The 21,850-nt window shown below is 55.0% G+C and carries 23 protein-coding genes; 17 read left to right on the top strand and 6 right to left on the bottom strand.

Going from position 1 to position 21,850, the window contains the following annotated elements; all coding sequences use genetic code 11:
- Positions 1-8 precede the first annotated feature (8 nt).
- Positions 9-959, bottom strand: a complete 951-nt coding sequence (gene ispH / locus AAC620_RS06710; RefSeq protein WP_340243724.1) for a 4-hydroxy-3-methylbut-2-enyl diphosphate reductase — start codon at positions 957-959, stop codon at positions 9-11.
- A 285-nt stretch (positions 960-1,244) separates the two neighbouring features.
- Between ispH and AAC620_RS06705 the strand changes: the two genes are divergently transcribed.
- Positions 1,245-3,488: an ATP-binding protein gene (locus AAC620_RS06705; protein ID WP_340243722.1), complete on the top strand. Its 2,244-nt coding sequence runs from the start codon at positions 1,245-1,247 to the stop codon at positions 3,486-3,488.
- Here the strand turns inward: AAC620_RS06705 and AAC620_RS06700 are convergent.
- Positions 3,485-4,051, bottom strand: coding sequence for a LabA-like NYN domain-containing protein (locus tag AAC620_RS06700; protein WP_317657259.1), 567 nt, complete (start codon positions 4,049-4,051; stop codon positions 3,485-3,487). The genes AAC620_RS06705 and AAC620_RS06700 overlap by 4 nt on opposite strands.
- Positions 4,052-4,147: 96 nt before the next feature.
- Between AAC620_RS06700 and folK the strand changes: the two genes are divergently transcribed.
- The 11 genes from folK to recO all read left to right on the top strand — a co-directional run bounded on the left by folK (position 4,148) and on the right by recO (position 12,935).
- The gene (folK, locus tag AAC620_RS06695; protein WP_340243719.1) at positions 4,148-4,747 is read left to right on the top strand and encodes a 2-amino-4-hydroxy-6-hydroxymethyldihydropteridine diphosphokinase; all 600 of its coding nucleotides are present in this window, start codon (positions 4,148-4,150) and stop codon (positions 4,745-4,747) included.
- A 94-nt stretch (positions 4,748-4,841) separates the two neighbouring features.
- Positions 4,842-5,195 carry a DNA-directed RNA polymerase subunit omega gene (gene rpoZ / locus AAC620_RS06690; protein WP_213675507.1) on the top strand — a complete coding sequence of 118 codons (354 nt, stop codon included), beginning with the start codon at positions 4,842-4,844 and terminating at the stop codon, positions 5,193-5,195.
- A gap of 12 nt (positions 5,196-5,207) precedes the next feature.
- Positions 5,208-7,361, top strand: coding sequence for a RelA/SpoT family protein (locus tag AAC620_RS06685; RefSeq protein ID WP_340243717.1), 2,154 nt, complete (start codon positions 5,208-5,210; stop codon positions 7,359-7,361).
- A 53-nt stretch (positions 7,362-7,414) separates the two neighbouring features.
- On the top strand, positions 7,415-8,056 hold the full coding sequence (locus AAC620_RS06680) for a DUF2062 domain-containing protein (RefSeq protein ID WP_340243716.1): 642 nt from the start codon (positions 7,415-7,417) through the stop codon (positions 8,054-8,056).
- Between the two features lie 36 nt (positions 8,057-8,092).
- A complete protein-coding gene (locus AAC620_RS06675) occupies positions 8,093-8,836 on the top strand; it encodes a pyridoxine 5'-phosphate synthase (RefSeq protein WP_340243714.1) in 744 nt (247 codons plus the stop codon).
- On the top strand, positions 8,833-9,285 hold the full coding sequence (gene acpS, locus AAC620_RS06670) for a holo-ACP synthase (protein ID WP_340243712.1): 453 nt from the start codon (positions 8,833-8,835) through the stop codon (positions 9,283-9,285). Before AAC620_RS06675 ends, acpS begins: the two co-directional genes overlap by 4 nt.
- 126 nt (positions 9,286-9,411) lie before the next feature.
- Positions 9,412-10,200: a signal peptidase I gene (lepB, locus tag AAC620_RS06665; RefSeq protein ID WP_340243710.1), complete on the top strand. Its 789-nt coding sequence runs from the start codon at positions 9,412-9,414 to the stop codon at positions 10,198-10,200.
- Entirely contained in the window at positions 10,197-10,886 is a 690-nt protein-coding gene (gene rnc / locus AAC620_RS06660) for a ribonuclease III (protein WP_317657266.1), read from the top strand. The genes lepB and rnc overlap by 4 nt, the downstream gene beginning before the upstream one ends.
- A 63-nt stretch (positions 10,887-10,949) precedes the next feature.
- Positions 10,950-11,861, top strand: a complete 912-nt coding sequence (gene era / locus AAC620_RS06655) for a GTPase Era (protein ID WP_340243707.1) — start codon at positions 10,950-10,952, stop codon at positions 11,859-11,861.
- Positions 11,858-12,190 carry a DUF1491 family protein gene (locus AAC620_RS06650; protein ID WP_340243705.1) on the top strand — a complete coding sequence of 111 codons (333 nt, stop codon included), beginning with the start codon at positions 11,858-11,860 and terminating at the stop codon, positions 12,188-12,190. Before era ends, AAC620_RS06650 begins: the two co-directional genes overlap by 4 nt.
- Positions 12,191-12,212: 22 nt before the next feature.
- The gene (gene recO, locus AAC620_RS06645) at positions 12,213-12,935 is read left to right on the top strand and encodes a DNA repair protein RecO (protein ID WP_340243703.1); all 723 of its coding nucleotides are present in this window, start codon (positions 12,213-12,215) and stop codon (positions 12,933-12,935) included.
- On the opposite strand, the gene AAC620_RS06640 is transcribed toward recO, so the two are convergent.
- Genes AAC620_RS06640 through AAC620_RS06630 form a run of 3 tightly spaced genes read right to left on the bottom strand, consistent with a single transcriptional unit; the run spans position 12,926 to position 15,158 of the window.
- A complete protein-coding gene (locus AAC620_RS06640) occupies positions 12,926-13,288 on the bottom strand; it encodes an META domain-containing protein (protein WP_340243701.1) in 363 nt (120 codons plus the stop codon). The two genes, recO and AAC620_RS06640, sit on opposite strands and share 10 nt — an antisense overlap.
- Positions 13,289-13,290: 2 nt before the next feature.
- Complete coding sequence (locus AAC620_RS06635; RefSeq protein WP_340243699.1) at positions 13,291-14,973, bottom strand: acyl-CoA dehydrogenase family protein; 1,683 nt, start codon at positions 14,971-14,973, stop codon at positions 13,291-13,293.
- Positions 14,952-15,158 (bottom strand): hypothetical protein, encoded by a 207-nt coding sequence (locus AAC620_RS06630; RefSeq protein ID WP_340243697.1) that lies wholly within the window; start codon positions 15,156-15,158, stop codon positions 14,952-14,954. The genes AAC620_RS06635 and AAC620_RS06630 overlap by 22 nt, the downstream gene beginning before the upstream one ends.
- On the opposite strand from AAC620_RS06630, the gene AAC620_RS06625 reads away from it, so the two are divergent.
- A complete protein-coding gene (locus tag AAC620_RS06625; protein WP_340243695.1) occupies positions 15,157-15,927 on the top strand; it encodes a sulfite exporter TauE/SafE family protein in 771 nt (256 codons plus the stop codon). The genes AAC620_RS06630 and AAC620_RS06625 overlap by 2 nt on opposite strands.
- Positions 15,928-15,985: 58 nt before the next feature.
- Here AAC620_RS06625 and AAC620_RS06620 read toward each other — a convergent pair whose 3' ends face one another.
- Positions 15,986-17,584, bottom strand: a complete 1,599-nt coding sequence (locus tag AAC620_RS06620; RefSeq protein WP_340243694.1) for a phosphoenolpyruvate carboxykinase — start codon at positions 17,582-17,584, stop codon at positions 15,986-15,988.
- A 336-nt stretch (positions 17,585-17,920) separates the two neighbouring features.
- Here AAC620_RS06620 and AAC620_RS06615 point away from each other — a divergent pair, with 336 nt between their 5' ends.
- Genes AAC620_RS06615 through rapZ form a run of 4 tightly spaced genes read left to right on the top strand, consistent with a single transcriptional unit; the run spans position 17,921 to position 21,850 of the window.
- A complete protein-coding gene (locus AAC620_RS06615; protein WP_340243693.1) occupies positions 17,921-18,622 on the top strand; it encodes a response regulator transcription factor in 702 nt (233 codons plus the stop codon).
- Positions 18,623-20,347, top strand: coding sequence for a sensor histidine kinase (locus AAC620_RS06610; protein WP_340243691.1), 1,725 nt, complete (start codon positions 18,623-18,625; stop codon positions 20,345-20,347).
- Between the two features lie 3 nt (positions 20,348-20,350).
- Positions 20,351-20,842 (top strand): HPr kinase/phosphorylase, encoded by a 492-nt coding sequence (locus AAC620_RS06605; RefSeq protein WP_340243689.1) that lies wholly within the window; start codon positions 20,351-20,353, stop codon positions 20,840-20,842.
- Positions 20,843-20,875: 33 nt separating this feature from the next.
- The gene (rapZ, locus tag AAC620_RS06600) at positions 20,876-21,850 is read left to right on the top strand and encodes an RNase adapter RapZ (protein ID WP_340243687.1); all 975 of its coding nucleotides are present in this window, start codon (positions 20,876-20,878) and stop codon (positions 21,848-21,850) included.

The raw sequence follows: 21,850 nt of genomic DNA, 5'->3' as shown, positions 1-21,850 counted from the left end.
GGCGATGGTTAGGCAGGCTCACGCAGGATGCGCGGCACTTTGAACTCAACATTTTCCACGGCAGTCTCAACCTGTTCGACTGTCACATCATAGCGCGCCCGCACGGCATCAATCACCTCATTGACCAATAGCTCTGGCGCAGATGCGCCTGCCGTTAGACCAAGGCTGGTAATCCCCTCAAGCGCGCGCCAGTCAATATCAATCGCCCGTTGCACAAGCTGCGCATAGTTGCAGCCCATTTTTGCCCCCACCTCGACCAAGCGTTTTGAATTTGAGGAATTGGGCGCGCCCACGACAAGCATGGCATCTGCCTTGGCCGCCATCGCCTTGACGGCCTCTTGGCGGTTGGTGGTGGCGTAGCAAATATCTTCTTTGTGCGGGCCGATAATCGCAGGGAACCGTGTCTTGAGGGCCGCAACAACATCGGCGGTGTCATCAATCGAAAGGGTGGTTTGCGTCACAAAAGCCAGTTTCAGGGGGTCGCGCACCGATAAGGTCGCCACATCCGCAACTGTTTCTACCAAGACGACTTCGCCCTCGGGCAATTGGCCCATAGTGCCAATCGTTTCAGGATGGCCCGCGTGGCCGATCATCACGATCTGCAACCCCGCCTCATGATGTCGCGCCGCCTCGATATGCACTTTGGATACAAGCGGGCAGGTTGCATCAACATATATCATCTGCCGCCGCTCTGCGGTTGCGGGAACAGATTTGGGCACCCCATGGGCAGAAAAAATCACGGGTCGATCATTTGGGCACTCGTCCAATTCTTCGACAAAAACTGCGCCCTTTTCGCGTAGGGCATCCACCACGAATTTGTTATGCACGATTTCATGGCGCACAAAGACGGGTGCGCCCCATTTCTCGAGAGCCATTTCCACGATTTTAATTGCGCGATCTACACCTGCGCAAAATCCGCGCGGCGCGGCCAAATAGAGGGTGAGGGGCGGTTTTTGCATAGTATCTCTCCGATCACCCCACAGTTAAGTCTTTGTGGCCCCGCCGTCTAGCGTTTCTGCCTAAATGGCATCAGCGCAAACGCCTCACACAGCCACATTTTCTGCGCATCAATGGGGCAAGGTTGATCAACCTTTCGATCAAAATATCCGCTGGTTATCGATAAATTTAATATTTTTCGGCACGATATTTGCATGGGTTTAACGCGTAAGGGTGAGGGCTATGTGCGGTGCTAAGGCGATGTTCAGAATTATCTTCCAAATTGGCCGCCATCGCGGGGAGATGTGATGAAAAGGCAATCAAACCAAACGGTGCAGATGCAGCCCACCCATTCGAGTCAAACGCTCAATGCGCTGCGCAATCGTTCCGTCTATGTGTCAAATATTGTGGTGACCGTAACCGCCGCAGGGTGGTGCGCGATTGGCTTCGCGCTTGGGGAAATGCCGATTGTCTATCTTGCCCTGTTCATGATGGGCTCGACCACGCTTGCCATTTTAGTCACGTTTTTTGGTCATCACACCATCGGTAAAATCCTGTGGTTTTTTGCAGGCTTGGTGACAATTACGGGTGCATTCTTTGTCTCACATCCAACAGCGCGGGTTGAATTCATGTATTTCGCGGTGGTGGCGGGGCCGTTTTTGGTTTTTTCCACGCGCTATCAACGCGGCCTCATTGTGACGCTCTTATCCATTGCTATCTGCACATGGATGCTCGCCGAATATCTTGGGTATGATTATTTTGGCGGGCCTTACATTTCGGAAGAGATCGGCAGCGTGCTGCGCTATGTGGTCTATCTGACCGTGTTTGCGGTTTTAGCAATTGAATTATTGTTGATCGGTAATCTGACAGAAACCTTCAATCAGCGCCTGACCGAAAGTGAGGAACGCGCCATTGCTGCCAATCAGGCAAAATCTGCCTTTCTTGCTGCGATGAGCCATGAGATTCGCACCCCAATGAATGGGGTGGTGGGGATGATGGAATTATTGGATCAGTCCCCTTTAAGCCACGAACAAAAACGCTTCTTAGCAACAGCGCGCCGTTCGTCCTATGCCCTCTTGCGGATCATTGATGACGTATTAGACGTCTCCAAAATTGATGCGGGCAAACTTGAACTTGCCCCAGAAAAGACGGATCTCTTGGCGCAGGTTGAAAGCACGGTCGAGGTCATGCGCGGCTATGCTGACGAACGCAATGTCACTGTGCGGTTCCGCTATGATTTAAGCCTGCCAAAATTTGTGATGATGGATGGTGGCCGCTTAGGGCAGATCACGCTGAACCTTTTGTCCAACGCGATTAAGTTCTCCAGTCCCCGCGATAGAGACGGGCTGTCTGCCCCCCGCGCCGAACTGGTTGTTCAGGTTACACGCTTGGGTGAGATCCAGGATGGCCGCGGGCAATTTGTATTAGAGTTCCGCGATAATGGCATTGGCATGGATGCTGATTTCATGCGCGAGATGTTCGAGCCCTTCACGCAATCAGGCGCATCTACAGCCTTGCATTTTGGCGGCACGGGTTTGGGCCTGACGATTGTCAAGCAATTGGTCGATAAATTGGATGGCCAGATTGCCGTGCAAAGTGCTGTTGGCAAGGGCACAACCATTCGCATCACATTGCCGCTCATTGAGGCATGCGAAACATTGAATTGCCCGCAGCTTGATGGATGGGCGATCCACGCTTGGGCGAATGCCCCCGAAGATCGTGCGACCCTTTCCCCCTATTTTGAGGCCCTTGGCGCCACCCAAAATTGGGTTAAAACCATGGCGGATTTGCAGAGCCTCGCGGAAACGGCACCCGATAAGTCACTTTTTGTGATGGTTTTAGAAAATGCTGACCTGCCTGATCCTACGCAGGATTTGGGCGCGTTTTCGAAGGTCAAACTCTTGGGCCTCACGCGCCGCCGTGGGATGAGAACGGGACATTTGTCCCCAGATTTATTTGTTGCCCAAATTCGCCCGCTATTGGCCAGTGACCTGCTTGCAGGTTTGCGCCACCTCACAGGCCATCCCATTGCGGCACAGACCCCGCTTTTAAGCGCCGACATGATGCACCGCCCTGATCTAGCCTTTGAGAATGCCGAACGGGACCGCCGCGATATCGGCAAGACAAACTCACCCAATACCAAGCCACGGATTTTGTTGGTCGAGGATAACGAGGTGAATCAAATCGTGCTGACATCACAATTGCGACTTCTGGGATATGAGAGCCAGATTGCCATCAATGGGCGCGAGGCGCTTGCGGCGCTGGATCAAGACTGTTTCGATCTGATCCTCACCGATTGTCACATGCCTACGATGAATGGTTTTGAAATGACCCGCGAAATTCGGGCGCGTGAAAGTGCGTCAGGGTTCTCAAAAATCCCTATAATCGCCATCACGGCTGACGCCGTTGGCCATGACCGCCAAAAGGGGATTGATGTCGGCATGGATGCCTATCTGACCAAGCCTGTGCGCTTGGGGGATTTGTCGAAGATGTTGTCGCTCTATCTGGCGGGGGAGGAACAGGGGTGCGGTGCTGTGCGCAGGGCGCCTTAATAGCTTTCCTCAAAGTCATCCTCACCGCCATTTTCGCGCGGAGGGCGTCCTACTGCGTCTTTTAATTCGTCCAATTCAATGAAATTGTCCGCCTGCCGCCTTAGGTCATCGGCAATCATAGGTGGGTTCGAGCGGATGGTGGACACAACCGAAACCCGAACGCCCTTGCGTTGGATGGCAGCCACAAGGGGACGAAAATCGCCATCGCCAGAAAACAGCACGATATGATCGACATGGTCTGCGATTTCCATCGCATCGACCGCCAAATCAATATCCATATTCCCTTTGATCTTGCGCCGCCCTTGCGCATCTGTGAATTCCTTGGCGGCTTTCGTCACCATGGTGAACCCGTTGTAGTTCAACCAATCCACCAGAGGGCGAATCGGGGAATATTCGTCATTCTCAAGAAGGGCCGTATAATAAAATGCGCGAAGAAGTTTTCCGCGTTGCATGAATTCTTGGCGTAAGAGTTTATAGTCGATATCAAACGCCAAAGCCTTGGCTGCCGCATAAAGATTTGAGCCGTCAATAAAGAGCGCGAGGCGCTCATCACGATAAAACATTTGAAAGACCTTATAATAAACAGACCAATCGCGGCCTTGAATAATTCGTCAAAATATCACGATCAGCAATGCAGAGCAAAATAGGGGATAAATCATTTGGCGCAAGCTTTCCTTTCTAATGCGGAGCCGCGCAAAGCACTTGTCGCGCTTGGCTCAAATCTACCTGTCGAGGGGCAGGCGCCGCGCGTGGTTTTGGATCGTGCGATTGCACAGTTGCGGGACTATGTGACCGCACAGGGTGGTGGTGATTTCAAATTGAGCCAACTCTATCGAACCCCTGCATTTCCTGCAGGTTCTGGCCCTGATTTTGTGAATGCGGCGATCTCCTTTGACTGGCCATTAGGCCCAAATTCGCTGCTGGAAAAGCTGCATGCCATAGAGGCCGATTTTGGCCGCAGCCGTTCACAACGCTGGGCCGCGCGTGGGTTGGATTTGGATCTTTTGGGCCTCGGCAATTTGGTTTTGCCAGACCCAGACACATGGCAAGTTTGGGCCAATCTCTCGACAAAAGAGGCGCAATCGCGCGCGCCTGATCAATTGATTTTACCTCACCCCCGCATGGCTGAGCGCGGCTTTGTTTTAATCCCGCTCTGTGATGTTGCCCCAAATTGGTGTCACCCGATCCTTGGCGCAACGGTTTCTGAATTGCGCGTAAAATTGTCGCCCGAAGAGTGTCGTGAGATCAATCCACTGTGAGGGCGCGCGCGGTCTTTTGCACTTGTATTTCGGGGGCGGTCTGACTATTTACGAGGCTTGCGCCCCTCCCTTAATCAGCCTTGGAGAGTTTAGTATGGCCCGCGTGACGGTAGAAGATTGCGTAGACAAGGTTCCCAACCGCTTTGAATTGGTGATGCTTGCTGCACATCGCGCCCGCGAAATGGCGTCTGGCTCGCCGCTTACTGTGGATCGCGACAATGACAAGAATCCTGTCGTTGCATTGCGCGAGATTGCAGAAGAGACACAATCCGCAGATGGCCTGCGCGAGCGTTTCATTGAATCGCATCAAACTCAGATTGAGGTTGATGAGCCTGAAGAAGACACGATGACATTGCTGCAAAGCGCCGATCAGGATCGTCCACAAGCGGATGACATGACTGAAGAACAGATGTTGCGTGCCCTGCTTGAAGCGCAGGGGCAGAACTAAAACAGGCGATTTATGGACGGAAATGGATCAGATCGAAGCGGCCTTCTCGATGCCGATGATCTGATCAGTCTTGTCCGAAACTACAATCCAAAATGCAATGAGGCCCTCCTGCGGGGGGCCTATTCCTATGCGCAGGATATGCATCAGGGTCAAATGCGCCAATCGGGAGAGGCCTATTTCACCCACCCTGTTGCGGTGGCAGCGATCCTAACCGAGATGCGGCTGGACGATGCCACAATCGCAACGGCGCTGCTGCATGACACGATCGAAGATACCAAGGGCACCTATTCCGAACTGGAAAGCCGTTTTGGGACGGATGTTGCGGAATTGGTCGATGGCGTGACCAAGCTGACCAATTTGCAGCTGTCCAATCGCGAATCAAAGCAGGCTGAGAACTTTCGCAAATTGTTCATGGCCATGTCCAAGGATCTGCGCGTGATCCTCGTGAAACTGGCCGACCGATTGCACAATATGCGCACCATCCGCCATATGCGCGCCGAAAAGCAGCTGCAAAAATCGCGCGAGACAATGGATATTTACGCGCCGCTTGCAGGCCGTATGGGGATGCAATGGATGCGCGAGGAGTTGGAAGACCTTGCCTTTCGCGTGGTCAATCCCGAAGCGCGCAATTCGATCATGCGCCGCTTTTTGACCCTGCAGAAAGAATCGGGCGATGTGATCCCAAAGATCACCGATGATATCGAAGCCGTTTTGGCCAAGCATGGCATTTCTGGCGATGTCTATGGCCGTGCCAAAAAGCCCTTTTCGATTTGGCGCAAAATGCAGGAAAAAGACCTCGCCTTTTCGCGTTTGTCTGACATTTACGGGTTTCGCGTCATCGTTGAGACAGAGGATGAATGCTATCGCGTTTTAGGGGCGATGCATCAAAGATGGCGTTCTGTTCCGGGAAGATTCAAGGATTACATCAGCCAGCCCAAGTCGAACGGCTATCGTTCGATCCATACCTCTGTTTCAGGGCGAGATGGCAAGCGTGTTGAAATCCAAATCCGCACGCGCCAGATGCACGAAGTTGCTGAATCTGGTGTCGCGGCGCATTGGTCCTATCGAGACGGGGTGCGCGCGGCGAACCCGTTTGCGGTTGATCCTGCAAAATGGTTGTCCACGCTGACAGAACGCTTTGAGATGGCCGAGGATCATGATGAATTCCTCGAACATGTGAAGTTGGAAATGTATTCCGACCAAGTGTTTTGCTTCACGCCTAAAGGGGATGTTGTGAAGTTGCCGCGTGGGGCGACCCCGTTGGATTTCGCCTATTCGATTCACACGCGCATTGGCCATTCTTGCGTGGGGGCCAAGGTTGATGGCATTCGCGTGCCGCTTTGGACACGCCTGAAAAATGGCCAATCGGTCGAGGTTGTGACCGCCGAAGGTCAAAGCCCCCAGGCCACATGGATTGATATCGTGGTCACAGGCCGCGCTAAGGCCGCAATCCGCCGCCGCCTGCGCGAAGAGGATCGGGGGCGTTATATCAAATTGGGGCGCGAATTGGCGCGGGTGGCGTTTGAGCATGCCAATAAGAAATCCACCCCCAAGGCCTTGGACACAGCCGCCAAGGCCCTTGGCCTCGAAGATGGTGACGAGGTTTTGGCGCGGATCGGATCTGCTGAAATTTCGGCGCGCGATGTGGTGACCAAGCTTTATCCAGAACTCGCCACCAGCGGTGATTTTGTCGATGTCGATCAAAAGCGGGCTGTGATTGGTTTGCCTTCCGGGTCGGATGTGCAGCGTGCCCAATGTTGCCAGCCTGTGCCAGGTGAACGGATTGTGGGCATCACCTATCGCGGGCGTGGGCCAATGGTTCATGCGATTGACTGCGAAGCTTTGGCTGAATTCGATAACGCGCCCGAGCGTTGGATTGACCTGCATTGGTCAGAAGGTCGGCACGCGGCGGTGCATAACGTCACGATCAACGTGACGATTTCGAATTTTAACGGTGTTTTGGGAAGAATCTGCACATTGATTGGCGAACAAAATGCCAATATCTCTGATTTACACTTTATCGACCGAAAGCCAGACTTCTTTCGTTTATTAATTGATGTTGATGTAAGGGATGCTGAACATCTGCATGCGGTGATGATGGCATTGGAGGCTGATAGCGATGTCGCCAAGCTTGGCCGTTATCGAGATGTAGAAAGGCGTCCTTAGACCCGACACGGCGCGGGTGTAGCTACGCGAGTAAGGGAGAGGAACAATCCGTGGTGTTTAAGCGAAGGGATCAGCGACCCTTGCTTCGGATTGTGGCCGAATGGGTCTATCCGCGTGGCGGATGGATGCGTGCCTTCCAATATGTCACCCATCGTCTGAACCGCCTGCCGGGATCGGCGGAATCGATTGGGCGCGGTGTTGCCGCTGGTGTATTTGCTGTCTTTACGCCCTTTTTCGGGTTCCACTTTTTCATCGCAGCTCTGCTTGCATGGATTTTGCGGGGCAATGTGATTGCTTCGCTTCTGGCGACTTTTGTCGGCAACCCGCTGACCTATGTGCCGATTGCGATAATCTCGCTTGAAACAGGGCATTTCATGCTTGGTTCAACCATGCGCAGTGATGTGAATGCAGGGTTGATTGCGCGGTTTCGGGGGGCGGCGGGTGATTTGCTGCATAACCTGTGGTCGATCTTCTCAGGGGCGCCCGCGCATTGGCATGAACTCAAGATTTTCTATGATACGGTATTTTTCCCATGGATGATTGGGGCGATTATTCCGGGGATTTTATCATCAATCTTGGCCTATTTTATCAGTGTGCCCCTGATCCGTGCGTATCAAAAGCGCCGCATTGCCAAGCGCAGAGCGAAGATTGAGAAACGCCGCGAACAGGCTGGCACTTCGGGCGCAAAACGCTAGATTAACGTTCACAGTCCAATGGGTGGGAGGCACCAGATGACCCGCGATCTTAGGCTGGGGGTCAATATTGACCATGTCGCAACATTGCGAAACGCGCGCGGTGGTGCGCTTCCTGATCCTGTGCGGGCTGCCCTCTTGGCCGAAGCGGCGGGGGCTGATGGTATTACGGCGCATTTGCGCGAAGACCGCCGTCACATACGGGACGAAGATATCGCGGGGCTGATGGCGGCGATTAAAACCCCGCTCAATTTCGAGATGGCCGCCACCGCAGAGATGCAAAAAATCGCCCTGTCTCATCGCCCGCATGCCGCCTGTATCGTTCCTGAGCGGCGCGAAGAACGCACCACCGAAGGTGGCCTTGATGTGGCAGGGGACGAGGCGCGCCTTGCGGAATTCATTGCGCCTTTGCGCGATGCTGGGATCCGCGTGTCGATGTTCATCGCCGCAGACCCGCTGCAAATTGCGGCAGCCGCGCGCATTGGGGCGCCTGTGATTGAACTGCATACGGGGGCCTATTGCGATTACCACGCCGAGGGTGAGATGGAGGCTCACAAAGCTGAACTTTCCCGCTTGATTGCAGGTGCCAAACAGGCGGCTGATCTGGGCCTTGAGGTGCATATGGGGCATGGCTTGAATTATGAGACAGTCACCCCGATTGCGGCCATCAAAGAGGTGCGCGAATTGAATATTGGTCATTTCTTGATCGGTGAGGCGGTGTTTACAGGGTTATCTGCCGCCATTGGTGAAATGCGCCGCCTGATGGAGGAGGCCCGCGCGTGATTTTGGGCATCGGAACGGATCTGGCAAATATCGAACGCATCCAACGTGCGCTTGATCGGTTTGGTGATCGGTTCCGCAACCGCGTGTTCACCGAACATGAACAAAAACGTGCCGAACGCATGCAAAACCCCGCTGCGGTTTACGCCAAAAGATGGGCCGCCAAAGAGGCCTGTTCCAAGGCATTGGGAACGGGGCTGCGCATGGGGATTGCGTGGCGCGACATGTCGGTGACGAATTTGGAAACGGGCCAGCCCTTGATGCACGTCACAGGATGGGCGCAAGAGCGGCTCAACGAAATGACCCCAGAAGGGTATGATGCCGTTATCCACGTTACATTGACCGATGATCACCCATGGGCGCAGGCATTCGTGGTGATTGAGGCGCTGCCAGATGGGATATCTGCGCAACTTCCCGCTATGCCAACCCCGCCAAACCGTTCGCTTGCTTGACAGCAGGGCGCGCGCGGCCCATGAGGGGCGTGGGTCGGTTGACGTTTTGGCAATCCTGCCGCGATGCGACACAAGGGTGCCACAGGCGAAGGCCACCGCGATTTTTTAGCGGATGGGGCAAAACGCATGGCAAGCTATAAGGCAAAAAAAGAGGGAATCGGCGAGACGGTCAAAACGATTGTCTACGCGCTGCTGATTGCAGGTGTCTTTCGCACCTTGTTCTTTCAGCCATTTTGGATCCCGTCAGGGTCGATGAAAGACACTTTGTTGATCGGTGATTTCCTGTTCGTGAATAAAATGGCCTATGGCTATTCGCGTCACAGCTGCCCTTTCTCGATGTGTCCCTTCTCGGGCCGCATCTTCGAGACATTGCCCGAGCGTGGCGATATCGCCGTATTCCGCCATCCCACCAATGATGCAGATTTCATCAAGCGTGTTATTGGTCTGCCCGGGGATGTGATCCAAGTTCAAGACGGCCAGTTGATCATCAATGGCACGTCCGTCCCACAAGAGCCAACAGCACCTTTCGTGGAGGCGTTTGAGCCACAAGGCCCGCTGGGCCACCTGCCGCGCTGTTCCAATGCGCCTGTTGGGGCGGGTGGGGTCTGCGAAAAAGACCGCGCGATTGAAACGCTTCCCAATGGGGTGTCGCATGCGGTGTTAAATATTGATGATCGCTCCTTCGCGGATAACACCCCCGAATTTACCGTGCCCGAGGGTCATGTCTTCGTGATGGGCGACAATCGTGACAACTCTCAAGATAGCCGTTTCCCACGTTCTATTGGCGGGGTTGGATTCGTGCCTGTTGAAAATCTTTTGGGCCGCGCAGATCGGGTGATCTTTTCCTCTGCAGGGGATCGCATGGTTTATTTCTGGACATGGCGCAGTGATCGGTTTTTTAGAGCATTACAGTGAAATTATCGCGTGAGATTGACGAGTTTTGCGCCCGTTTAGGGCATAGCTTTTCCCGCCCCGAATTGATTTTGCGGGCTTTGACCCATTCTTCGCTCTCCTCTCCGACCCGTGCGGATAATCAACGCTTGGAATTCTTGGGGGATCGCGTGTTGGGATTGGTCATTGCTGAGCTGTTGCTCGAACAGGATCAAGACGCGCCAGAGGGGCAATTGGCCCCCCGCTTTAACGCACTTGTGCGCAAGGAAACCTGTGCCGAAGTCGCGCGCAGCGTAGATTTGGGCGCGGTGTTGAAATTGGGCAAATCCGAAATGATGACGGGGGGGCGCCGCAAAGATGCCCTTTTGGGCGATGCCATGGAGGCAGTGATTGCCGCCGTTTACTTGGATGCAGGTTATGATGCGGTGCGTGGGCTGATCCGCCGTCTTTGGGCGGGCAAGGCCGATACAGTGGCCGATGATGCCCGCGATGCGAAAACCGCCTTGCAGGAATGGGCGCAGGCCAAGGGGAAAGGCTTGCCTCGCTATGCCGAGCTAAGCCGTGAAGGGCCAGATCATGCTCCCACTTTCACCATCGAAGTTACGCTTAGTTCGGGCGAGGCCGCGCAGGCCAGTGCCAAAGCCAAGCGTCACGCCGAACAAGAAGCCGCAAAAAAATTGCTTGCCGCCCTAGAGGGTGGTTCCGCTTAATGCGTCTGGCGCTAGGGCTGATTTCCCGCTATGCCCAAAGATCGTTGAAAAAAGGAACTGCCCATGACCAGCCGCGCTGGATTTGTTGCCCTTATTGGTGAACCGAACGCAGGTAAATCTACCTTGCTTAATCATATGGTCGGGGCAAAAGTTTCAATTGTGACCCATAAGGTGCAGACCACCCGCGCGCGTATTCGTGGTGTGGCGCTTGAGGGCGACAGCCAGATTGTTTTTGTCGACACGCCTGGTCTGTTTCGGCCGCGCCGCCGTTTGGATCGGGCGATGGTCGCGGCCGCTTGGACAGGGGCCGCAGATGCGGATGTGGTTGTCCTGCTCATCGAGGCCCATCGTGGATTGACCGAAGGGGTCAAGGAAATCTTAAGCGGTTTGCTTGAAAAGGCCTCGGGTCGGAAGATCGCTTTGGCGATAAACAAAATCGACCGCGTTGAGGCCCCTCAGTTGTTGAAGCTGACCGAAGAGGCCAACGCGGCTTTTCCATTTGTGAAAACCTTTATGATCTCCGCAGAGCGCGGCCATGGTGTGGGCGATTTGCGCGAATGGTTGGCGCAAGAGATGCCCGAGGGGCCGTGGCTTTACCCCGAGGATCAGATTGCGGATTTGCCAATGCGCATGATTGCGGCAGAGATGACCCGTGAGAAACTGACCCTGCGCCTGCATCAAGAATTGCCCTATCAATTGACGGTGGAAACCGAGAGTTGGCAGGAACGCGATGATGGCAGCGCGCGCATTGATCAAGTGATTTACGTCAGCCGTGACGGACATAAGGGCATTTTGTTGGGCCATCGGGGCGAAACAATTAAGGCCGTTTCGCGCGCCGCGCGCGAAGAATTGGCCGAGTTTCTTGGCCGCACGGTGCATCTATTTTTGCAGGTTAAAGTGCGCCCGAATTGGCTCGAAGAATCTGAGCGCTATTCAGAAATGGGCCTCGATTTTAAGGACGGGAACACCAAGTGACCCCCCGTCTGCGCGCAGAGTTTTGGGTTCAGGCCTATCTGCGGCGGCTGTCTTTGTCCGAGATCCCCGCCTTTGTCGTGGCGCGGGGTGATAGTGCTGCGGGTGCGGTCTTGGTTAAGCTGTCCTTGCTTAATGGCACCGCCTCCTTGTTTCATCGTGGGTTTGATCTAGAGACTGGTGCGCGGGTCTGGGATGTGCTTACGCAAGGGCCAGAGGCCGAGGTGGATGCAGCCATCACCAAACAGCGCGAATTTGACCCTGATCTTTGGGTAATTGAGGTGGAAGATCGTGCGGGTCGGCATATGCTAGATCAAGAGGGATTGCTTTAGCCGCAGCAAAGGGTCTGATCTGATGGAATGGCACGCAGAAGGTGTATTGCTCGCGGCGCGGCGCCATGGGGAATCTGCCGCCATCCTTGAAATTTTCACGGCAGAGCAGGGCCGTTTCGTAGGCGTTTTGCGGGGTGGGGCCTCTCGCAAAATGGCCGCCCATTTGCAAGCTGGCACGCAGCTTCAGGCGACATGGCGCGCGCGCCTCGCGGATCATATGGGCGCCTTCACAATCGAGCCTTTGATCGCGCGCGCGGCCCCTGTAATGAGCGACCCTGTGCAGCTTGCAGGGCTCAACGCGGTTTGCGCCCTTTTGTCTTTTGCCCTGCCTGAACGCAGCGCTTACCCCGCGCTTTATGCACATAGCCTTGCACTGTTGGATGGGCTAGGTGCGGATCATTGGCTCGATGCCTATGTGCAATGGGAATTGGCGCTGTTGTCTGAGTTGGGCTTTGGCCTTGATCTCAGCCACTGCGCCCGCACAGGCGTGTCGCAGGATTTGGCCTATGTGTCGCCGCGCACAGGGCGCGCTGTGGCGCGCGATGCGGCGGGTGAATGGGCAGATCGCCTTTTGCCCTTGCCGCGTTTTTTGCAGGGGGTTGGCCCCGCTGATCACGCTGAACGGCAAGCAGGCTTGCGCCTGACAGGGCATTTCTTGGCCAATCATTTGGCCCCCAGTTTGGGGGATCGCCCACTTCCCGCCGCGCGTGGGCGCTTGGTGGATATCCTCAACCGTCAAGGTTGAGGGCTGAAAACGAGGGCTGCGCCCTCAGCACTGCGCAGAACCAATTGCCCATCCTCCACAGCCGTGCTGCGGGTCGCCTCAAGGGCGCTGAAATAGGCGAATTCTTGGTCGAGATTGGGGCAGGCCATCAGCGTAGCGCCAATTGGGCCTGACCTGAGGTCGGTTTCCACCACTTCGAACCGACCAAAATAACGGTTGCAGGGGCCTTGACCGTAAAAGTTAAATTCTGCGTCCACTTCCAAGGTTATACTTGGATCAGACTGCAAGACCCATGCCCCGACAGGGGGCATGGGCGTGTCTTCATTGCAGGCGGCGAGTGCCAGAAGGGCGGCACATGCCCTCAAGGCGCGCATGATTAGCCAAGAAGGCGGCGCGCAATCACCTGAGCTTGGATCTCTGCCGCGCCTTCAAAGATGTTGAGGATACGGGCATCGCACAAAATACGGCTGATTTTATATTCAAGCGCAAACCCATTGCCGCCATGAATTTGCAACCCGTTATCCGCGGCGGCCCATGCCACCCGTGCGCCAAGCAATTTGGCCATTCCTGCCTCAAGGTCGCAACGGCGGTCATTGTCTTTTTCGCGAGCGGAGAAATAGGTCAATTGCCGCGCAATCATGATTTCTACGGCCATCATGGCCAATTTTGAGGCAACACGCGGGAATTCGATTAGGGATTTGCCGAATTGTTTGCGATCTTGGGCATATTGCATCGAAACATCCAAGGCGGATTGTGCCACGCCGATGGCGCGGGCAGCGGTTTGGATGCGCGCGCTTTCAAAAGTTTGCATCAGTTGCTTAAAGCCTTGCCCCTCTTGGCCGCCCAAAAGATTCTCGCCCTTCACCTCGAAATTGTCGAAGCCAAGTTCATATTCTTTCATGCCGCGATAACCCAAGACCTCGATCTCGCCGCCCGTCATACCTGCGGTGGGGAAGGGGTTTTCGTCATCGCCTGGTGTCTTTTCGGCCAAGAACATCGACAGGCCACGGTAATCGGTGGTCGTGGGGTCAGTGCGGGCCAAGAGGGTCATGACATGGGTGCGTGACGCGTGCGTGATCCATGTCTTGTTGCCCGTGATGCGGTAATTGCCCGCCTCATCCTTGACCGCGCGGGTGCGCAGGCTGCCCAGATCTGAGCCAGTGTTGGGTTCGGTGAACACGGCTGTTGGCAGCTTCTCGGCGCTTGCCAAGGCGGGCAGCCATTTTTCCTTCTGCTCATCCGTTCCCCCAGCAAGGATCAACTCAGCCGCGATTTCTGAACGCGTTCCAAGGGACCCCACACCAATATATCCGCGGCTAAGTTCCTCCGAGACGACACACATCGCCGCTTTGGACAGGCCAAAGCCACCATACTCCTCTGGAATGGTGAGGCCGAACACGCCCATCTCTGCCAGCTCTTCGATCACCAAAAGGGGGATCAGTTCGTCTTTCAAGTGCCAGTCATGTGCGAAAGGCTCGACCTTTTCCAGCGCATAGCGGCGGAATTGTTCGCGGATCATTTCCAATTCATCTTCAAGGCCTGAGGCGCCAACAGTGATTTCTGCGGCGCGTTCCTGCATCAACTCAACAAGGCGCAAACGGGCTGCTTGGGTGTTGCCGCGTGTGATCAATGTGGCGATTGCATCCGTTTTCAGAAGATTTGCATCTGCGTCCCCAAGCCCAAGTTCAGACAGGCGCAGCACTTCGCCTTGGTTCATAGCAATCCCGCCCTGAAGTTGGGCCAGATATTCGCCAAAAGCAATTTGCAAGATTAATTGTTCAATATCACCAAACTTGCCCTCACTGCCCAAGAGTTCGGCCCATGTTTGCATCTGGCGCAGCGCCTCAACATAGGTGGCAAGCCAGGCCAGACCATGTGCGGCGGTCTGCTCCGCCTCAATCGCCGCGCCCGAGATTTTTCCGTCCACTGTCACCAAATCGCGCACGGCGTCTTTGGCGCGGGCTAAAACCGCCTCGACTGGGGGCAGGGCCTCTGCCGTCAAAGCGGTGAGATTGGCCAAGATCACAGGGGCAGCGGTCATTTCGGCGTCACGGGGCATAGCGTCTCTCCAAATTGAGGGTGCGCAAGGGCAAACTTATCTTTCGATTCTGCACCTGCTTCTAAATCATTTTGCAGGTGCAGCGCAACATTAATTCGAAAAAATGCGCCGAAAAGAATTAAAATGTCGCGCTTGTTTTGGTGTTGGATGTGCGCAATACCCTGACCAAGGCAGGGAGCAGCCATGACAGATTTCTTACACCTTATGCCATATTGGGCTTTCGCCCTCGCCCTTGGCGTGACTTTTGCGGCAGGTTTCGTGAAAGGTGCGGTTGGCTTTGCCATGCCCTTGATCATGATTTCGGGTCTGTCGATGTTTCTAGAGCCGCAATTGGCGATTGCAGGCATCATTTTCCCGATTGTCCTTTCCAACGGATTGCAGGTGGCACGTTATGGCTGGGCTGAGGCCAAAACGGCGTTTGAGGAATATTGGCGGTATATCCTGATCGTCTGTGTGATGATCGTTATCGTGGCGCAATTTGTGACCGTCATACCAACCCAAACGATGTATCTGATCCTTGGCTTGCCTGTGGTGGTGTTAACCCTGATCCAGTTGATGGGCATCAAATTTCACATTCCACCGCAGCACCGCCGCAAGGCGGAATGGGGTGTTGGCACTTTGGCGGGGGCTTTGGGGGGGCTGACAGGCACATGGGGGCCGCCCACGGTTCTTTATCTCATTGCCCTTGATACCCCAAAGGCCCGCCAGATGTTGGTGCAGGGTGTGGTCTATGGTCTGGGGTCAGTCAGCCTGTTGACGGGGCATCTTTCCTCAGGGGTGCTAAACCTGACCACGGCACCGTTTTCGGTGGCGCTGCTCATCCCTGCCTTTCTGGGCATGCAGGTGGGTTTCAAACTGTCTGATCGGCTTGATCCTGTCAAATTTCGCAAGATCACATTGATCGTTCTACTTGTGGCGGGGGCCAATTTGGTGCGCCGTGGTCTGATGGGCTGATAAAAAAACCGCCCCTGTGTCGGGGGCGGTTTTCGAAGCCTTACTCTTGCGATGAGGTTTAGCTGATCGCGGCTGCTTTTACGTCTTCGTCAATGTAGGGCACATATTGCGCAAAGTTATCGGCGAACATCCCAACCAATTTTGCGGCCTGCGCATCATAGGCTGCGGCATCTGACCATGTGCTGCGTGGATCAAGCAGGGCATCATCCACCCCTTTAAGGCTGACAGGCACTTCGAATCCGAAATTAGGGTCTTTGCGGAATTGGCCTTGATTGAGTGACCCATCCAGTGCCGCGGTCAAAAGGGCGCGGGTTGCTTTAATGGGCATGCGCGACCCTGTGCCATAGGCCCCGCCCGTCCAGCCCGTGTTCACAAGCCAACAGGTCGACCCGTAAGTGGCGATTTTTTCGCGCAGAAGGTTGCCATAGGCCTCAGGGCGGCGCGGCATAAAGGGGGCGCCAAAACAAGTTGAGAAGGTTGGTTCTGGCTCGGTCACGCCGCGCTCTGTGCCGGCAACCTTAGAGGTGAAACCTGACAAGAAATGATACATCGCCTGCGCAGGGGTCAGGCGCGCAATCGGGGGCAGGACGCCAAAAGCATCACAGGTCAGCATGATGATATTTTTCGGATGCCCGCCAAGCCCTGTGTCGGATGCGTTTGAGATCTGTTCCAACGGATAGGCGCAGCGGGTATTCGCTGTCAGGCTTGCATCGTCAAAATCGAGCTCAAGCGTTTCTTCGTCATAGACCATATTTTCGATCACAGTTCCGAAACTATGGGTCGTGGCGTAGATTTCTGGTTCTGCCTCTTTGCGCAGGTTGATGGTCTTGGCGTAACAGCCACCCTCAAAATTGAAGATGCCATTTTCTGACCATCCATGCTCATCATCACCAATCAACACGCGAGCAGGATCAGCGGAAAGCGTGGTTTTCCCTGTGCCAGAAAGACCAAAGAACACCGCGCTATCATCAGGGTTGCCCGTGGCGTGATTGGCCGAGCAATGCATCGGCATGACGCCCTTCTCAGGCAAGAGATAGTTCAACAAGGTGAAAACCGATTTCTTGTTTTCGCCCGCATATTCGGTGCCACCGATCAAGATCAGTTTTTTGTCAAAATTCAGCGCGATCACCGTATCCGTGCGGCAGCCATGTTTCGCAGGATCCGCCTTAAAGCTGGGGCAGTTGATGATTGTAAATTCGGGCACAAAGCTGTCCAGTTCTGTGCGCGATGGGCGGCGCAGCAGGTGACGGATGAACAGGTTGTGCCATGCCAACTCCGAGATCACGCGCACATCCAGGCGGTGGTCTGCATCCGCGCCAGCGTAGAGATCTTGCACGAAATATTCGCCGCCCTTCATATGCGCGACCATGTCGGAATAGAGGCGATCGAAGGCATCCATTTCCATGCGGGCGTTGTTATCCCACCAGATATGCGGCTCGACCGAAGGGGTTGCGACAACAAATTTATCTTTAGGAGAGCGGCCCGTATACTTTCCCGTGCTGACCAACAGAGTGCCGCCGTTGCCAAGGCGACCCTCATTGCGGGTCAAAGCGGCTTGGATCAGTGCAGGTTCAAGCAGGTTATAGTGAACCTGGCCCAGATCCGAAATGCCTTGATGCTCCAGCCGATGGGCGGGGTTCACGCGTCCTGTGCTCATGTTCTCTTGTGCTCCTGTGCCGATGCTGCCCGGCAGTGATGAAAATCAACGCGGGAACAGAGCTGCACTCAACCCCGCGTAAGCCCCGTATAACATGACGGTTTTATTACTGAACAGGACGCATCCGCACAGTTAGCGCAACCATTTCCCCGATTGGACAAATTTTGTCGAACTCGCCCGATTTGTTGAGGCGCTAACGGTTCGTTCACACGCAGATGCCACATTCTGGCCGCAGAAAAACCGTGATTCGAAATATTTCGATTGATTCTCTCGCTCAGAAAAAGTGTTATACACAAAAAATAAATATAAATTGAGCAGTCATAAGGAGCCAAGACAATGTCGCGGATTGCTCTTGTGGATGACGATCGTAACATCCTGACCTCTGTTTCCATTACATTGGAGGCAGAAGGGTTTGAGGTCGAAACCTATAATGACGGCCAATCGGCCCTTGATGGGTTCAACAGGCGGATGCCCGAATTGGCCGTGTTGGATATCAAAATGCCCCGTATGGATGGCATGGATTTGCTGCAACGCTTGCGGCAAAAATCAAACATCCCCGTGATCTTTTTAACCTCAAAAGATGATGAAATTGACGAATTGATGGGTCTGCGCATGGGTGCGGATGACTATGTCAAAAAGCCATTTTCTCAACGTCTTTTGGTCGAACGCATTCGTTCCATTCTGCGCCGCCAAGAGGCAATCGCCACGGATGCAACGGGCGTTCCTGAAGAAAGCCAGATTTTGGTGCGAGGCGAATTGACGATGGATCCCCTCCGCCATGCGGTGAAATGGAAGGGTCGGGATGTCTCTTTAACTGTGACCGAATTCCTGCTGCTTCAGGCCCTCGCGCAGCGGCCAGGCTTTGTCAAAAACCGCGATCAGCTCATGGATGTGGCCTATGATGATCAGGTCTATGTCGATGATCGCACCATCGACAGCCATATCAAGCGACTGCGCAAAAAGATGCGCGAAGTAGACGATGAATTTAATGCCATCGAAACCCTCTACGGCATCGGCTACCGCTATAATGAGGAATAGATGACACTGACCACTGACTTTTCGACTGCCGATCCCTCAGGGCGCGATACCCCGCGCTCTGAAGTGGTTTTGGGCGAGGATTGGGAAAAGCCAGAAATTGTCGTGGAACAAGAACTGCGCGCTGCCCGTGATCGGCGCAGCGTATTCGCGCTGAACCGATCCCCTTTGGCGCGCAAGATCATTTTGTTTAATCTTTTGGGTATTGTCGTGCTGGTGGCGGGGATGCTCTATCTCAACCCGTTTCGTGACAGCCTTGTATTGCAGCGCGAGCGTGCGCTTGCCTTCAAAGCGCAGCTCATTGCCGATGTCTTAGAGGAACGTATCGCCAGTTTTGGCGGCACGATAGACCCGTCCCGCGCGGATCAGGCATTGGCACGCATTGGTCTGGCCGAAGGTTTGTTTGTTCATATTTTTGCGCCCGATGGAACAGTCTTAAGCAGCAGTAGCGACATCTCCGTTAACCCCGCCCGACCTGTGCAGGGATTGGTTGAGCGCCCCGAACGGATCATGTGGATCACGGATTTCCTCAACCGTCTTTGGGACTATACGGCCGACCTGATCACCCGCGATACGGGCGGGGCCGCGCCGCTTGATGTTCAGGCACAAGCGCAGGCCCTTATCCCTGAGGCGCTGTCTGGGGCCACCGTCTTAAGCCGCGGGCAATCGCCTGATGGTGCAATTTATCTTGCTGTCAGCGCCGTTGACGGCAGTGCGGGTATTGCCGCGGTGGTTGCTGTTAGCACCGCGGCAGGTGAGGTGGATGATCTGGTGCGCGCAGAACGCGAACAGCTTTTGCAGTTCTTTGTTGTGGCATTGTTGATTTCGATTGTGTTGTCGCTTGTCTTGGCCTCAACCATTGCCAACCCTCTGTCCGATTTGGCCGATGCCGCCGAACTGGGCCGCGATAAAAATGCCCGCAAGCTCAGCCCCACCCGTGTGCGCATCCCTGATCTGACGGGGCGGCCAGATGAAATAGGCCGCCTCTCTGCGGCCCTGCGTGGCATGGTGGGCGCGCTCTATGATCGGATTGAATCAAACGAGCAGTTTGCCGCAGATGTCAGCCACGAGATCAAAAACCCATTGGCCAGTTTGCGGTCAGCGGTCAGCACTTTGCAGCGCGCCAATACGGATGATCAGCGCAGCAGGCTCTATGAGGTGATCACCCATGATGTGCAACGATTGGACAGGCTTGTGTCAGATATTTCGAATGCCTCGCGATTAGATGCTGATTTGGTCAAGGAGGAGGAAGAAGAATTCGATCTTCTGCGAACCTTGCGCAACATCTGCGACTATCACGCGGGCGAGGCGCGCGCGAAAGATGTAAGTTTCATCACGGATTTGCCAGATGCGCCCATCCTCATCACTGGGCTAGAGGGGCGTTTGGCGCAGGTCTTTGTCAACCTCTTGTCCAATGCCTTGTCTTTCTGCGATGCTGGGGATGCTGTCCGCATCTGGGCGCGCAAAAGAGAGGATCGCATTTTGGTGGTGGTAGAAGATACAGGGCCAGGCATCCCTGATGACGCGCTGACGAAAGTGTTCACCCGTTTCTATTCAGAGCGGCCCCAAGCACAATTTGGCAACCATTCGGGCCTCGGCCTTGCGATTTCCAAGCAGATTGTTGAGGCGCATGGTGGGGTGATTTGGGCTGAAAATATTCGCCCCACTGAGGCGGATGTCACCTCCGACCCGCTTGGTGCGCGGTTCATCGTGGGCTTGCCGATTTAATCTATGGCTGAGGATCGTGGGGATTTCGCCAATGCGCTCGATTTGGCGCAGTTTGGCCATATGCATGGTGCTGCGCTGCGTTTGCACGCCACGGCGGCGGCGTATGAAGGGCAGGGGGTGCTTATCTTGGGGGCATCTGGCGCAGGCAAATCCTCGCTTGCGCTTGATTTGATGGCGTTTGGTGCAGAGCTGATCTGCGATGACGCGATCCTGCTTGAGGCAGATGCCGAAGGTTTAACCTTGCGCGCGCCCCCTGAACGCCTGCCGATGATTGAGGCGCGGGGGATTGGGCTTTTGAATGCGGGGCCATTGGTGGATCAGGCTGCCCTTGCGCTTGTCTTACATCTGCAAGACATGCCGCAGCCACGCCTGCCTGCCACCCGCATGGCGATGTGGCGCGGGCATTTTGCGCGTCTTTTGAGCGTCAATGCGCGCGCCCCGCAGACCAGCGCGGTGGTTCACGCCCTGCGACATGGCTTCGCCCCGCTCGCGTAATCGCTTGGATCGCAGCCCATTTGCGCTACAGTTGTGACCAGCAACCAATGCCACCCGTTCTTAACAAGTGCCAAGCCGATGGATCGCGAAGATAAAACAGGCCACCCACAGCACACGCGCCCCTCGGGAGATGAAGAGGCGCAACGGGTGGTCTTTGTCACAGGGCCATCTGGTGCGGGCCGCAGCAGCGCCATCCATACTCTAGAGGATTTGGGATACGAGGCGATTGATAACCTGCCATTGTTGCTCTTGCCCCGCCTCTTGGAAGGCCCCCCTTTGACGCGGCCTCTGGCGCTTGGAACAGATCCGCGAAACCGCGATTTCTCTGCACAGGCATTGATTGCTGCGGTCGATGGATTGGCTGCGCATGAGCAGGTTTTATCCGAACTGGTTTATCTCGACTGCGCCGATGATGTTCTTGTTCGCCGCTTTTCAGAGACGCGGCGGCGTCATCCAATGGCCCCCGCTGAGGATACACTGACAGGCATACGCCGTGAGAAGGAATTGCTTAGCCCCGTGCGCGCCCGCGCCACAAGCCTGATCGATACCAGCACCCTCAGCCCGCATGAGTTGCGCGAGGAGATTGCGCGCCATTTTAGCGCAACAACCCCGCATCGCTTGGCGCTGACGATCCAAAGCTTTTCTTACAAGCGCGGCCTGCCGACTGGCGCCGATATGGTGTTTGACTGTCGCTTTTTGGAAAATCCGTATTGGCAAGATGATCTGCGCCAATCTGATGGGCGCGACCAAGCCGTGCGCGATTTCATTGCCAAAGATCCGCGGTTCGCACCCTTTTCCACCCAAGTCTTGGGACTGATTGAAACGCTCCTTCCTGCTTATGTTGACGAAGGAAAAACGCATCTGACAGTTGCGTTTGGATGCACGGGGGGGCAACACCGCTCTGTTGCAATGACGGAAATCATCGTAAGCCACCTTGCACAAGCGGGCTGGCAAGTGTCAAAACGTCATAGAGAATTGGAGCGGCGCGGCCTCATCGCCACGCCCTGA

The sequence above is a fragment of the Roseobacter sp. HKCCA2468 genome (assembly GCF_037805105.1).
Taxonomy (GTDB): Bacteria; Pseudomonadota; Alphaproteobacteria; order Rhodobacterales; family Rhodobacteraceae; genus M30B80.
This window is presented reverse-complemented; position numbering and strand designations above follow the sequence as displayed.

Coding starts and splice junctions, on each gene's coding strand:
- ispH (WP_340243724.1), bottom strand. CDS start 959: ATGCAAAAACCGCCCCTCACCCTCTATTTGGCCGCGCCGCGCGGATTT.
- AAC620_RS06705 (WP_340243722.1), top strand. CDS start 1,245: ATGAAAAGGCAATCAAACCAAACGGTGCAGATGCAGCCCACCCATTCG.
- AAC620_RS06700 (WP_317657259.1), bottom strand. CDS start 4,051: ATGTTTTATCGTGATGAGCGCCTCGCGCTCTTTATTGACGGCTCAAAT.
- rpoZ (WP_213675507.1), top strand. CDS start 4,842: ATGGCCCGCGTGACGGTAGAAGATTGCGTAGACAAGGTTCCCAACCGC.
- AAC620_RS06685 (WP_340243717.1), top strand. CDS start 5,208: ATGGACGGAAATGGATCAGATCGAAGCGGCCTTCTCGATGCCGATGAT.
- AAC620_RS06675 (WP_340243714.1), top strand. CDS start 8,093: ATGACCCGCGATCTTAGGCTGGGGGTCAATATTGACCATGTCGCAACA.
- lepB (WP_340243710.1), top strand. CDS start 9,412: ATGGCAAGCTATAAGGCAAAAAAAGAGGGAATCGGCGAGACGGTCAAA.
- era (WP_340243707.1), top strand. CDS start 10,950: ATGACCAGCCGCGCTGGATTTGTTGCCCTTATTGGTGAACCGAACGCA.
- recO (WP_340243703.1), top strand. CDS start 12,213: ATGGAATGGCACGCAGAAGGTGTATTGCTCGCGGCGCGGCGCCATGGG.
- AAC620_RS06640 (WP_340243701.1), bottom strand. CDS start 13,288: ATGCGCGCCTTGAGGGCATGTGCCGCCCTTCTGGCACTCGCCGCCTGC.
- AAC620_RS06635 (WP_340243699.1), bottom strand. CDS start 14,973: ATGCCCCGTGACGCCGAAATGACCGCTGCCCCTGTGATCTTGGCCAAT.
- AAC620_RS06625 (WP_340243695.1), top strand. CDS start 15,157: ATGACAGATTTCTTACACCTTATGCCATATTGGGCTTTCGCCCTCGCC.
- AAC620_RS06630 (WP_340243697.1), bottom strand. CDS start 15,158: ATGGCTGCTCCCTGCCTTGGTCAGGGTATTGCGCACATCCAACACCAA.
- AAC620_RS06620 (WP_340243694.1), bottom strand. CDS start 17,584: ATGAGCACAGGACGCGTGAACCCCGCCCATCGGCTGGAGCATCAAGGC.
- AAC620_RS06615 (WP_340243693.1), top strand. CDS start 17,921: ATGTCGCGGATTGCTCTTGTGGATGACGATCGTAACATCCTGACCTCT.
- AAC620_RS06610 (WP_340243691.1), top strand. CDS start 18,623: ATGACACTGACCACTGACTTTTCGACTGCCGATCCCTCAGGGCGCGAT.
- AAC620_RS06605 (WP_340243689.1), top strand. CDS start 20,351: ATGGCTGAGGATCGTGGGGATTTCGCCAATGCGCTCGATTTGGCGCAG.